Consider the following 12323-nt stretch of genomic DNA (forward strand, 5'->3'; position numbering starts at 1 on the left):
TGCGCGAAGCTGCGCGGTGGTGTGCGCTGAATGCATGTCAGCACAGACTTTTGACGTGATCGTGATCGGAGGCGGCCCCGTCGGCGAGGTCGCCGCCGAACGGGCAGCACGCGGCGGACTGCGGGTCGCGCTCGTCGAACACGAGCGCTTCGGCGGCGAATGTTCTTACTGGGCCTGCATTCCGAGCAAGGCGCTGCTACGGCCGGGGAACCTCCTCGCCGCCGCCAAGCGGGTCCCCGGCGTCCCGGTGGGCGATGCGGTCGACCCGGTCGAGGTGTTCGCGCGCCGGGACTGGTTCACCGGCAAGGGCGACGACACCGGACAGGTCAAGTGGGCCGAAGGCGTCGGGATCGTCCCGATCCGCGGGCACGGCCGGATCACCGGTGAGCGGGAGGTCACCGTCGACGGCGGCGACGTGCTGACCGCGCGGCACGCCGTGATCGTCGCCACGGGCAGTGTCCCGCGGACGCCGTCGATCCCCGGGCTGGACACCGTTTCCCCGTGGGGTTCGCGAGAGGCGACTTCGGCGGAGAAGGTTCCGGGCCGTCTCGGCGTACTGGGCGGCGGTGTGGTCGGAGTCGAAATGGCGCAGGCCTTCGCCACCCTCGGCGCCGAAGTCCACCTGATCATCTCAGGGGCGCGTCCCTTGCCGCGGCTGCCGGAGTTCGCGGGTGACGCGGTCATCGCCGGACTCCGCGAAGCCGGGGTCACCGTGCACACCGGCTCCGGCATCGACTCCGTGTCCGCAGTGGACGGTGGCAAGCAATTGGCGTTGAAGGGCGGCGACCGGTTGGTCGTCGACGAACTCCTCGTCGCCACTGGCCGCCGCCCGGCGACCGACGGACTCGGCGTCGAGTCGATCGGGCTCGAAGCGGGCGCGCCGCTCGAGACGGACGACAACGGCCGTGTGTCCGCTGTGGACGGTGACTGGCTGTTCGCCGTCGGGGATGTCACCGGCCGGGCACCGCTGACCCATCAGGGCAAGTACGCGGCCAGGGCCGCCGGGGACTCCGTGGCCGCGCAGGCGGCGGGCAAGCCGGTCGATTCCGCGGCCTGGAGCGCGCACAGCGCCACGGCCGATCACCACGCCATCCCGCAGGTCGTCTTCACCGACCCGGAGGTCGCTTCGGTCGGACTCGCCGGACCCGAGGAGGGCAAGCCGCACCGCGTCGTCGACATCGACATCGCGGTCGCCGGTTCATCGCTGCACGCGGACGGTTACGCGGGCAAGGCGCGGATCGTCGTCGACACCGAACGCGGTGTCCTCCTCGGCGCGACCTTCGTCGGGCAGGACGTGTCCGAACTGCTGCACTCGGCGACCATCGCGATCGTCGGGGAGGTCCCGCTGTCGAGGCTGTGGCACGCGGTCCCGTCGTTCCCCACGATCAGCGAGGTGTGGCTGCGCCTGCTGGAGGCATACGGGCTTTAGGCCGTGTCCGGTAAGTCATGTCCGCGGTCTTCGCGCCCAGGCGGTTCCTGACGGCACGGGCGGATGCGGCCGAGTACGACCCGGTACGAGGGCGATCCGCTCGCACCGTCAGGAACCACCTGGATCACGAAGCCCATCGAACATGACTTACCGGACACGCCCTAGCCGTTCACCGGCAGTTCGAGCGCGGCCTTCGCGCCGCGGACCAGGCCGGGATCGTCCGCAGTGGACGGTCCCGGCACCCACACCACCTGGACCAGCCGGACCGATTTCCCGTCAAGGCTGCTCTGGTATGCGGCGCCCTCGAACACCGGGACGTCGCCCTGCCACTGGTTGGTCTCGGTGGCGAGGTCGAGGATGCCGCCACCGCCGGGGGTGTCGGCGGCGGCCTTGAACGCGGTCGCCTGCTCGGTGTTCGGGAATTCCACGACGGCGATCGTCACCGCGGCGGCCCGGCCGTCGATGGAACTGGCGAAACTGGCCCGTTTCACCCCCGCGCAACTCGTCTGCTGAAGGCTCGACTGGACGTCGCCGTACGCGTGCGACGCGCATTTCTGATCCGCGGCCGACGCCCGCGAGGTGAACTGGATGTTCTCCACCGCGCTGCTGCTCGGCGGCGGAGGGCTGGTGGCCGGGGTCGGCGGCGGGGGAGTCTGCGTGGACGCCGTGTCGTCACCGCCGGAGGCCACGCTGATGGCCGCGACCAGCAGCACGATGAGCAGGCCGATAGCGGCGACCGGAAGCCACTTCACCGTCTTGGACTGGTGCGACTTCTTCGAGGACGGCTCAGTGGGAGCCGCCGCCGGTGGCGGGGTTTGCCGAGCCGGAGGAGCGGGCTTCGCGGCGACGGCCTGCTGAACAGGCTGAACGGGCGGGGCGGCCTGCACGGGCTTGATGGGGGGAACGGCCGGTTTCGCCGGTCTTTTCGCCTTCCCCGGATGCTGCACCGGAACGGTCGGGGCGATGGCGACGAGCGGGTTCTCGCGGATCACCGTCGGCTCGTCGTCGGAGTAGGCGCTGAACCCCTCGCCGAGCAACATCTCCTCGGGCATCGGCGGCGCGTCCGGGGCGAGCGCGGCGATCAGCTCCCGCGCCTGCTGGACCGAGCGGGGACGGGGCGCGGTGGCCAGCGAGACCGTCGCGGCGAGCATCGTCGTCGCCGTCGGGTACAGGACGCGGACCGAGCCGGCGAGATCCGCGGCGGGTTGGTCGACCGTCTCCACATAGGGGCCGACGGCGATGATCGTGCCGATCGGCCCGGCGCCGGGGGCGACGTCCGCGATCTTGTGGGTGCACGCGGCGGACAGCGAGAGCGCGTCCGTGGCCGGGTTGATCGAGGTGTCGCCGTGGACCAGCGGCCAGCCGTCGGCCTTCCACGGTCCGCCGAGCGGGGCTTCGAGTTTCAACGCCGGGTCCGGCAGGTCGACGCCGATGACGATGAGGATGCCCTTCGGCATGACGACGACGGCCTCCACGGGCCGCCCGTCGACCGGGCTGGCGCCGACGAGGGCGACCCCGCCGACGACGTTGCTGCCCCGGCCGAGTGAAGCCAGCGCGGCGCGGACGTCCTCGGCCACCCGGGACGGCTGTTGAGCGAGGCGAACGAGTCGCACCGAACCCCTCCCCATCTCGTCGGTCTCGCTGCACAAACTAGCGCCTCCATCCGGAGCAACGGGAAGACACGTCGCAGGTGGGCGCGGTGATGTTGCTCCGAAAAGTTGTAATGCGCGTGAGCACCGTCACCCGTCCGGGTGGTACTCGTTGGTAGGTGACAGTTCCTTGCCCCCTGTCACCAGGAGAAACGCAATGGCCGTATCTCGTCCTTGGCGTCGACGCGCAGCGCTCGTGGTCGCCCTGCTAGCGGTCCCGGCCGCGGGGATGGTCCCCGCGCAGGCCGCGGGACCGCTCGCCCCCGTCGCCCCCGGACTGTCCCGCCTGCTCTCCGCCGTCACCGGCGCCACGGGGGTGACCGCGCTCGTGCACGCCGGCGACGTCGCCACCGCCGAACGCGCGACCCGCTCGGCCGGACTCACGAAGATCACCTCGTTCGGGAAGATCGGCGTCGTCGCCGTCCGGGGCACCGCCGACCAGGTGCGCGCGGTGCGCAAAGCCGCCGGGGTCACCTACGTCGAAGGCAACGAGAAGCTCAAGGCGCACGGCAGCCCCGGCACCACGGCGACGCGGAGCCTCCAGACGCAGGCGCAGCTCAAGGACGCCGGCGGTGCTCCCGTGGACGGCAGGGGCGTCTCCGTCGCGATCATCGACACCGGCGTCGACCCGACCCATCCGGCGTTCAAGGGCGCCGACGGCAAGACACGGGTGGTGCGCAACCTCAAGAGTCTCTGTCTCGACGGCACGGCGACGAACTGCATCGTCGACGTCCCGACCTCCGTCGACACCGACACCCTCGCCCTTGGCGGGCACGGCACGCACGTCACCGGCATCGCCGCCGGGAACCAGCTGACGCTGACCGACGGCACCAAGGTCGGCGGCTCGGCGCCGGGTTCGAAGATCGTCTCGGTCTCGACCGGGGCGGCGTTGCTCGTGCTCGGCACGGACGCGGCGCTGAACTGGGTGCTGGAGAACCACAAGGCACCCTGCGGTGCGGGTGTCGCGGCGTCGGTCTGCCCGCCGATCAAGGTGACCAACAACTCCTACGGTCCCAGCGGCGGCGGCACCTTCGACCCGAACTCGGCGACCGTGAAGCTGCAACGCGCGCTCGCCGCGGAAGGCGTCGTCACGGTGTGGGCGAACGGGAACGACGGCGGTGACGGTTCGGCGAACCTCTCCAATCCGCCGGGGCAGGACCAGACGCCGGGCGTGCTTTCCGCGGCGTCGTTCAACGACCAGGGGACCGGCACCCGCGACGGCACGGTGTCCGACTTCTCCTCGCGCGGTCTCAAGACCGCCCAGGCGAGCTGGCCCGACGTCTCCGCGCCGGGGGAGAACATCCTCTCGTCCTGCCGTCCCACGCAGCCGATCTGCACGCAGGGCCTGCAACCCAAGAACGGCCCTGGACTCCTGGACCTCGCCACCTACAACGTGATCAGCGGGACTTCGATGGCGGCGCCGCAGATCGCCGGCATCGTCGCGCAGCTGTTCCAGGTCGCGCCGTCCGCGACCCCGGGTGACATCGAGGCCGCGATCAAGGGCACGGCGTACAAGTTCGCCAACGGCTCGCCGTACGTGGCGGCCGGGCCGTACACGTCGAGCTTCGACAAGGGCACCGGCCTGGTGGACACCTTCGCCGCGGCGAAGTCCCTGGGCGCCCAGGGTTAACCCGCGTGAAGGTCCCCTTCACGCGGCTGAGCCCAGTGAAGGGGGCCTTCACGTGAGTCACGCGTCCCAATCAGGTGCGACTTATGGTGTTCATGTGGCCAAACAGCACAGTTGGGGTGCACAATGTGCTCACGCGTACCGGGAGGCGGCACGAGCCACCTGACCAGCGCAGCTCGCGAGGTCGTAGGGGAAGACGCCCCTCGTCGAGTAGCGGAGGTCAGCAGTGAGCACCCGTGGCAACACCCGTGGCGTGGTGTACGTCCACTCGTCGCCGTCTGCGGTGTGTCCGCACGTCGAGTGGGCTATTTCGGGCACCCTGGGTGCCCGAGTCGAGTTGAAGTGGACGGCGCAGCCCGCCAGTCCAGGACAGCTCCGCGCCGAATGTGGTTGGCGTGCGCCTTCGGGCACCGGCGGAAAGCTGGCGTCCGCGCTCAAGGCGTGGCCGATGATCAGGTTCGAAGTCACCGAAGAGCCCAGTGCGGGGGTCGACGGCGAGAGGTTCTGTTTCGCCCCGGGTCTCGGCCTGTGGCACGGCAGGACCAGTGCCAACGGCGACATCGTCGTGGGTGAGGACCAGTTGCGCGCTCTCGTGAGCAAGGTCCGCACCGGCGAATCGTTGGCGCACAAGCTCGACGAGCTCCTCGCCGCCAACTGGGACGAAGCGCTCGAACCGTACCGGCACGCCGGCGACGGTGCCCCGGTCACCTGGCTGCACCAAGTCGGGTAGACGCCGGTGAAGACGGAAGAGGCGGGCGGCTAACCTTTCAGGGTGACCGCCCAGCCTCGCCCCTTCTCTCGCCAGCGGTGGCTGATCCCCGTCATCGTGGTCGTGGTCTCCCTGACCGTTGGCATCGGGCTGCTGGCACGCGATCTCTACCTGCGCCCGGAAGCCGCGCCCACCGAACCGGTCGTCAGCGACTCGCCGACGTCGGTCGCCCCGGAGGAGCAGCCTGGCTCGCCGGCCGTCGAGGTGACTCCCGACGTTTTCGCGCATCCGCAGTACCAAAGCGTCCGGCAGGTGCTGCAGGGATATTTCGACTCCATCAACGAACGCGACTATCCGAAGTGGACTTCGGTGGTCACCCGCGAACGGGCGAAGACCAAGACCGCGGCGGAGTGGAAGAAGGACTATCAGTCCACTCGGGACGGCAGCATCCTCGTTTACCGCATCGAGCCGGGCGCGCCGAACACGCTCCGGGTACTCGTCGCCTTCACCAGTACGCAGGACGTCGAGGACGCTCCGGTGTACCTGCCGGAGGCGTGCATCCGCTGGCGGCTGGTGCTGCCGCTGCGGCTGGAGAGCGGGTCGTGGCGCGTCGACACCACCGAAGGCGGAACCAACCCCGAACACGAAAGATGCTGAAGTAAGGGGTGACATGGTCCCGCAGGCTGACGCGGGCGGGGACCGGGCGGAATAGAGTCGCGGGCATGGCAATAGATCAGCCGGCCCTGCTGACCGACGCCTCGAGGGGGCTCACCAGCGAAGAGGTCGCCCGGCGGGTGGCCGCGGGCCAGACCAACGTCGTCTCGACGAAGACCAGCCGGACCACCGGCGAGATCATCCGCGCGAACGTCTTCACCCGGATCAACGCGATCTACGGCGTGCTGTTCGTGCTCATCCTGTCGACGGGGTACTTCATCGACGGGTTGTTCGGCGGGTTGATCATCGTCAACAGCGCGGTCGGCATCATCCAGGAACTCCGGGCGAAACGGACCTTGGAGCGGCTCGCCATCGTCGGGCAGGCGAAGCCGACGGTCCGCCGTGACGGGCAGAGCGCCGAGATCGCCCCGGAAGACGTCGTGCTCGGCGACCTCGTCGAACTGGGACCCGGCGACAAGATCGTCGTCGACGGCCCGACGCTGACGGCCGACGCGCTGGAGGTCGACGAGTCGCTGCTGACCGGTGAATCCGATCCGGTGGTCAAACAGCCCGGCGACAAGGTGCTGTCCGGCAGCTTCGTCGTCGCGGGCAGCGGCACCTACCGCGCGGACGTCATCGGCGACGAGTCCTACGCGGCGAAACTGGCCGCGGAGGCCAGCAAGTTCACCCTGGTGAAGTCGGAACTGCGGCAGGGCATCGACAAGATCCTCAAGTTCATCACGTACCTGCTCGTCCCGGCGGGCGCGCTGACCATCTACAACCAGCTCGCGGGCGACCAGGCGTGGCCGGACGCGCTGCGCGGCATGGTCGCGGCGCTCGTGCCGATGGTGCCCGAAGGACTGGTGCTGATGACCAGCGTCGCGCTGGCGGTCGGCGTCATCCGGCTCGGCAAGCGCCAGTGCCTGGTGCAGGAACTCCCGGCGATCGAGGGCCTCGCCAGGGTCGACGTGGTGTGCGCGGACAAGACCGGCACGCTCACCGAGAACGCGATGCGGCTTTCCGAGGTCCGGGAGATCACGCCGGGCCATCCGGTGGACGCCGCGCTGGCCGCGCTCGCCGCCGCCGATCCCCGGCCGAACGCGAGCCTGCAGGCGATCGCGGAGGCGCACCGGACCGATCCGGGCTGGCGGGTTTCCACGACAATGCCGTTCTCCTCCGCGCGCAAGTGGAGCGGCGCGTCGTTCAACGGCGACGGCGACTGGGTGCTCGGCGCGGCCGACGTCCTGCTGCCGGAGGGGGAGCACCGGGCGGAGGCCGAGAAGATCGGTTCTCGCGGCCTGCGTGTCCTGTTGCTGGGCCGTGCGGAGCGCGCCGTCGACGCTGCTGAGGGACCCGGAGACATCGAACCGGTCGCGCTCGTGGTGCTGGAGCAGAAGGTCCGCCCGGACGCCAAGGACACTCTGGACTTCTTCGCGCACCAGGACGTCGCGGTCAAGGTCATCTCCGGCGACAACGCCATTTCGGTGGGCGCCGTCGCGGGCACCCTGGACCTGCCGGGGGCGGACAAACCCGTCGACGCGCGAAAGCTCCCGGACGACGCCGAAAAGCTGGCCGACACCCTGGAGGAACGCGCCGTCTTCGGCCGTGTGACCCCGTTGCAGAAACGCGCGATGGTCGGTGCCCTGCAGTCGAAGGGCCACACCGTCGCGATGACCGGCGACGGCGTCAACGACGTCCTCGCGCTGAAGGACGCGGACATCGGTGTCGCGATGGGTGCAGGCAGCCCCGCCACCCGCGCGGTCGCGCAGATCGTGCTCCTGGACGACAAGTTCGCCACCCTGCCGCACGTCGTCGCCGAGGGGCGGCGCGTGATCGGCAACATCGAGCGCGTCTCGAACCTGTTCCTCACCAAGACGGTGTACTCGGTGCTGCTGGCGCTGATGGTCGGCATCGCGCAGGTGCCGTTCCCGTTCCTGCCGCGGCACATCACCATCACCGCGTGGTTCACGATCGGCCTGCCCGCCTTCGTGCTTTCGCTGGCGCCGAACAACGAACGCGCCCGCAGCGGCTTCGTCGGCAGGGTGATGCGGATGGCCGTCCCGGCCGGGCTGGTCATCGCCACCGCGACCTTCGTGAGCTACCTGCTGGTGTACAAGGGATCCGGACAGTCCGAACTGGACAAGATCCAGGCGGGGACGACCGCGCTGATCACCCTCATCACGATCGCGCTGTGGGTGCTCGGGATCGTCGCCCGGCCGTACCGGTGGTGGAAGATCCTGCTGATCGGCGGGATGGTCGTGCTGACGCTCGCGTTGTTCCTGATCCCGTTCACGCAGAAGTTCTTCGCGCTGGACCCGAGCGTGAGCGCGTACACGCTGTCGGCGTTCGCCTGTGCCGGGGTGGGGATCGTGCTGGTGGAAGCGGCCTGGTGGATCGGGAGGCATCTGGTCAAGCGCTCAGAGGCCTGAGGGTCCCTGTGACACACCCGGCGAATGCTATGAACGGTCCGTTACTTGCAAAATTTGCAAGTAACGGACCGTTCATAGCAACCGGAGGCGGCGACCCCGCGACCGCGCGACCCGGCCTGGCTCTGCAATGAAGGGGCCTTTCATAGCAAAATTTGCTATGAAAGGCCCCTTCATTGCAGCTTTGACCCTCGCCCACCGCTCAGCCACGCCCGAAGTACGTGAAGGCCCCCTTCACTGCGCTAGACGCAGTGAAGGGGGCCTTCACGTACTTGCGAGCGACCGTCAGGCCGCCGGAGTGAACAGCAGAGCCGTGTTGTGCCCGCCGAAGCCGAACGAGTTGCTGATCGCCGCGCCCAGCTCGACCTTGCGTGCCTCGCCGGAGACGACGTCGAGCTGCACCTTCGGGTCCAGGTCCTCGAGGTTCAGTGTCGCCGGGATGAGCCCGTGGTAGATCGCCAGGATCGTGGCGATGCCCTCGACCGCGCCCGCACCGCCGACCAGGTGGCCGAGCGCGCCCTTGGGAGCGGTCACCACGACGTGGTCGCCGACGGCGTTGCGGATCGCCGCGGCCTCGCCGACGTCGCCGACGACCGTGGAGGTCGCGTGCGCGTTGACGTGGCCGACGTCGGTCGGGGAGACCCCGGCCATCGTCATCGCCTGCCGCATGGCGGCGATCTGGCCGACGCCCTCCGGGTGGTTGCCCGTGATGTGGTAGGCGTCCGAGGTGATCCCGTACCCGCTGAGCTGCGCGTAGATCCGCGCGTTGCGGGCCTTGGCGCGGTCCGCCCGCTCCAGGATGACGACGCCGGAGCCCTCGCCGAGGACGAAACCGTCACGGTTCACGTCGAACGGCCTGGACGCCTTGGTCGGGTCGTCGTTGCGGGTGGACACCGTCCGCGCCTGCGCGAAACCGGCGAGGGTGATCGGGTGGATGCACGATTCGGCACCACCGGCGACCACGACGTCGGCCCGGCCCGAGCGGATCATCTCGTAGCCGGCGGCGATGCCTTCCGCGCCCGACGCGCAGGCCGAAGCGGGCGAGTGCACACCGGCACGCGCCTTCAGGTCGATCCCGACGTGCGCGGCGGGGCCGTTCGGCATCAGCATCGGCACGGTCAGCGGGGAGACCTTGCGGAGTCCCTGCTTGTGCAGAAGGTCGTTCTGGGAGATCAGGGTGACCGGACCGCCGACACCGGTACCGATGGTCACCCCGAGGCGCTCGGGTTCCACATCCTGATGCTCGTCGGTCGGCTGCTCGAAGCCCGCGTCCGCCCAAGCCTGCCGGGCGGCGATGAGCGCCACCTGCTCACAGCGGTCCAGCCGCCGGGCCTGGACCCGCGGCAGGACTTCGGACGGGTCGACGGCGAGCATGGCGCCGATCTTGACCGGCAGTTCGAGTTCGTCGACCCAGTCGGCTTCGATGCGGCGGATCCCGCTCGCCCCGGCGAGCAGGCCGTCCCACGTGGACGCGACGTCCCCGCCGAGCGGCGTGGTCGCGCCCATCCCGGTGATCACGACGTCGATGTTGCTCATTGGAGTCTCCCCAAGGTCGGCGCCAATCAAGAAGTCGGACTTACTTGGAGTTGGCCGACACGTAGTTCACCGCGTCGCCAACGGTCTTCAGGTTCGCGAGCTCGTCGTCCGGGATCTTGACGCCGAACTTGTCCTCGGCCTGAACAGCGATCTCCACCATGGACAGCGAGTCGATGTCGAGGTCGTCCACGAAGGACTTCTCGGCGGTCACGTCGTCCTGCGCCACACCGGCGACCTCTTCGACGATCTCGGCGAGGCCGGCGAGGATCTCTGCGTTGTCTGCCACTGGTTGTTCCCTTCTCGGTGATGCTTTCGGCTGCCCTGCGGACACGGTGTCCACAAGGGAAGTATTCATCACGGGCAGATGAAGGCCTGGCCCGCGTAGGAGAGTCCGGCACCGAAGCCCACGGCGAGTACGACGTCGCCCTGTTTCACGGTGCCTGCCTTGCGCATGTGGTCCAGCGCCAGTGGAATCGACGCGGACGAGGTGTTGCCCGAGTACTTGATGTCGTCGGCCACGACCATGTCCTCGCGGGCGCCCTTGGCACGCAGCTTCTTGGCGATGGCTTCGACGATACGCAGGTTGGCCTGATGCGGGATGAGCACGTCCACATCGGACGGTTCGAGCCCGGCCAGTTCCAGCGCGTGCAAGGCGATCGGCGCGATCTGCGTGGTCGCCCAGCGGAAGACCGACTGGCCCTCCTGGTAGATCCACTTGTCGTCGCGCATGTAGATGAGGTCGACGTGCTCGCCGGCGCTGCCCCAGGCGACCGGGCCGATCTGCGGGGTGTCGGCCGCGCCGACCACCGCCGCGCCCGCTCCGTCGGCGAAGATGATCGCGTTCGCGCGGTCGACCGGGTCGACGTGGTCGGTGAGCTTCTCGGCGCCGATGACGAGCGCTTTCTTCGCGGTGCCCGCCCGGATGAGGTCCGAGGCGACGCCGATGCCGTAACAGAACCCGGCGCAGGCGGCGTTGAGATCGAACGCGGCCGGATGCGTGATGCCGATCCGGTCGGCCACCTGCGCGGCGGCGTTCGGGATCTGCGTCGGCATCGTGCAGTTCGGCAGGATGACCGTGTCCACTTCGGACGGATCCACCCCGGCGTCCGCCAGCGCGGCGGTGCCTGCCTTGACCGCCATGTCGACCAGCGACTCGTCCTTTTCGGCGAACCGGCGCTCGACGATGCCGACCCGATCGCGGATCCACTGGTCGTTGGTGTCCATGATCTTCGAGAGATCGTCGTTGGTCACGATCTTCTCGGGCTGGAAGCTCCCGACACCGAGGATGCGGGTCCCGGCGGCGCCCGGCGCCTGCCGCAAGGTGGATCGGTCGGTCACGAAGCGTCCTCCTGCCCCTGAAGCTTCGCCAGCTCGGCGGGTGTCTTCAGAGCGATCGTGGTGGTCACGGTTCCCTTGAGCTGCCGCTTGACCAGCCCGGTCAGCGTGCCCGCCGGCGGAAGTTCGAGCGTCGAGGTGACACCCGCGGAGACCAGACCGTCCATGGTCAGATCCCAGCGCACCGGGTTCGTGACCTGCTTGACCAGCCGGTCGAGGTACTCGGCCCCGCTGGTGACGACCTGGCCGTCGGCGTTCGACAGCAGCGGACGCGTCGGGTCCGCCGGGGTGATCTTCGCAGCGTGGGCGGCCAGCGCTTCACGCGCGGGTGCCATGTAGGAGGTGTGGAACGCGCCCGCGACCTTGAGCGCCCGGACCTTGGTGCCCTCCATCGGCTCGGCCACGATCTTCTCGATCGCGTCGGCGGCGCCGGAGGCGACGATCTGGCCGGCGCCGTTGCGGTTCGCCGCGGCGAGGCCGTGCCCGTCGAGCCACGCGACGACCTGCTCCGGGTCGCCGAGCATGACCGCGGCCATGCTCGTGGGCTCCAGCGCGCACGCCTTCGCCATTTCCGCGCCGCGGACGGCGGCCAGTGCGACGGCGTCTTCGGGGGTCAGCACCCCGGCGATGGCGGCGGCCGCCAGCTCGCCGACGGAGTGACCGGCGATCGGCGAGTCCGCGGCGACCGGGGCCTCACGCTGAAGGTGCTCGAACGCCAGCAGCGACAGCGCCACGATCAGCGGCTGCGTGATCGCGGTGTCCTGGATCTCCTCGGCGTCGGCTTCGGTGCCGAGACGGACCAGGTCGAGACCGGCCCGCTCGGACCAGGCTTCGACGCGCGCGCGGGCACCGTCGAGCTCGAGCCAAGGGGAGAGCATGCCTGGGGCTTGGGAACCCTGACCGGGGGCGAGGACTGCGACTGTCACCCCACTAGAGAACACTCTCGGCCACCATGGTC

General features: G+C 69.4%; 10 protein-coding genes. 5 read left to right on the plus strand and 5 right to left on the minus strand.

The window, feature by feature from the left end; translation table 11 throughout:
• The first annotated feature begins 55 nt into the window (after window positions 1-55).
• The gene (locus DMH03_RS16500; RefSeq protein WP_199748887.1) at window positions 56-1429 is read left to right on the plus strand and encodes an NAD(P)/FAD-dependent oxidoreductase; all 1374 of its coding nucleotides are present in this window, start codon (window positions 56-58) and stop codon (window positions 1427-1429) included.
• Window positions 1430-1590: 161 nt separating this feature from the next.
• On the opposite strand, the gene DMH03_RS16505 is transcribed toward DMH03_RS16500, so the two are convergent.
• The gene (locus tag DMH03_RS16505; RefSeq protein ID WP_233611524.1) at window positions 1591-3042 is read right to left on the minus strand and encodes a hypothetical protein; all 1452 of its coding nucleotides are present in this window, start codon (window positions 3040-3042) and stop codon (window positions 1591-1593) included.
• Between the two features lie 193 nt (window positions 3043-3235).
• Here DMH03_RS16505 and DMH03_RS16510 point away from each other — a divergent pair, with 193 nt between their 5' ends.
• The 4 genes from DMH03_RS16510 to DMH03_RS16525 all read left to right on the plus strand — a co-directional run bounded on the left by DMH03_RS16510 (window position 3236) and on the right by DMH03_RS16525 (window position 8497).
• Window positions 3236-4708, plus strand: coding sequence for a S8 family peptidase (locus DMH03_RS16510; RefSeq protein WP_125792812.1), 1473 nt, complete (start codon window positions 3236-3238; stop codon window positions 4706-4708).
• A 223-nt stretch (window positions 4709-4931) separates the two neighbouring features.
• Window positions 4932-5435 carry a DUF3145 domain-containing protein gene (locus DMH03_RS16515; protein WP_091599164.1) on the plus strand — a complete coding sequence of 168 codons (504 nt, stop codon included), beginning with the start codon at window positions 4932-4934 and terminating at the stop codon, window positions 5433-5435.
• Window positions 5436-5477: 42 nt separating this feature from the next.
• On the plus strand, window positions 5478-6071 hold the full coding sequence (locus DMH03_RS16520) for a hypothetical protein (RefSeq protein WP_125792813.1): 594 nt from the start codon (window positions 5478-5480) through the stop codon (window positions 6069-6071).
• A 65-nt stretch (window positions 6072-6136) separates the two neighbouring features.
• The gene (locus tag DMH03_RS16525; RefSeq protein ID WP_199748888.1) at window positions 6137-8497 is read left to right on the plus strand and encodes a cation-translocating P-type ATPase; all 2361 of its coding nucleotides are present in this window, start codon (window positions 6137-6139) and stop codon (window positions 8495-8497) included.
• Between the two features lie 282 nt (window positions 8498-8779).
• On the opposite strand, the gene DMH03_RS16530 is transcribed toward DMH03_RS16525, so the two are convergent.
• The 4 genes from DMH03_RS16530 to DMH03_RS16545 all read right to left on the minus strand — a co-directional run bounded on the left by DMH03_RS16530 (window position 8780) and on the right by DMH03_RS16545 (window position 12291).
• Window positions 8780-10030, minus strand: coding sequence for a beta-ketoacyl synthase (locus DMH03_RS16530; RefSeq protein WP_125792814.1), 1251 nt, complete (start codon window positions 10028-10030; stop codon window positions 8780-8782).
• 40 nt (window positions 10031-10070) lie between these two features.
• A complete protein-coding gene (locus DMH03_RS16535; protein ID WP_004559006.1) occupies window positions 10071-10316 on the minus strand; it encodes an acyl carrier protein in 246 nt (81 codons plus the stop codon).
• A gap of 68 nt (window positions 10317-10384) precedes the next feature.
• Entirely contained in the window at window positions 10385-11368 is a 984-nt protein-coding gene (locus DMH03_RS16540) for a beta-ketoacyl-ACP synthase III (RefSeq protein ID WP_125792815.1), read from the minus strand.
• Window positions 11365-12291 carry an ACP S-malonyltransferase gene (locus DMH03_RS16545; protein ID WP_255431242.1) on the minus strand — a complete coding sequence of 309 codons (927 nt, stop codon included), beginning with the start codon at window positions 12289-12291 and terminating at the stop codon, window positions 11365-11367. The genes DMH03_RS16540 and DMH03_RS16545 overlap by 4 nt, the downstream gene beginning before the upstream one ends.
• Window positions 12292-12323 lie beyond the last annotated feature (32 nt).

Source organism: Amycolatopsis sp. WAC 01376 (genome assembly GCF_003947415.1).
GTDB lineage: Bacteria > Actinomycetota > Actinomycetes > Mycobacteriales > Pseudonocardiaceae > Amycolatopsis.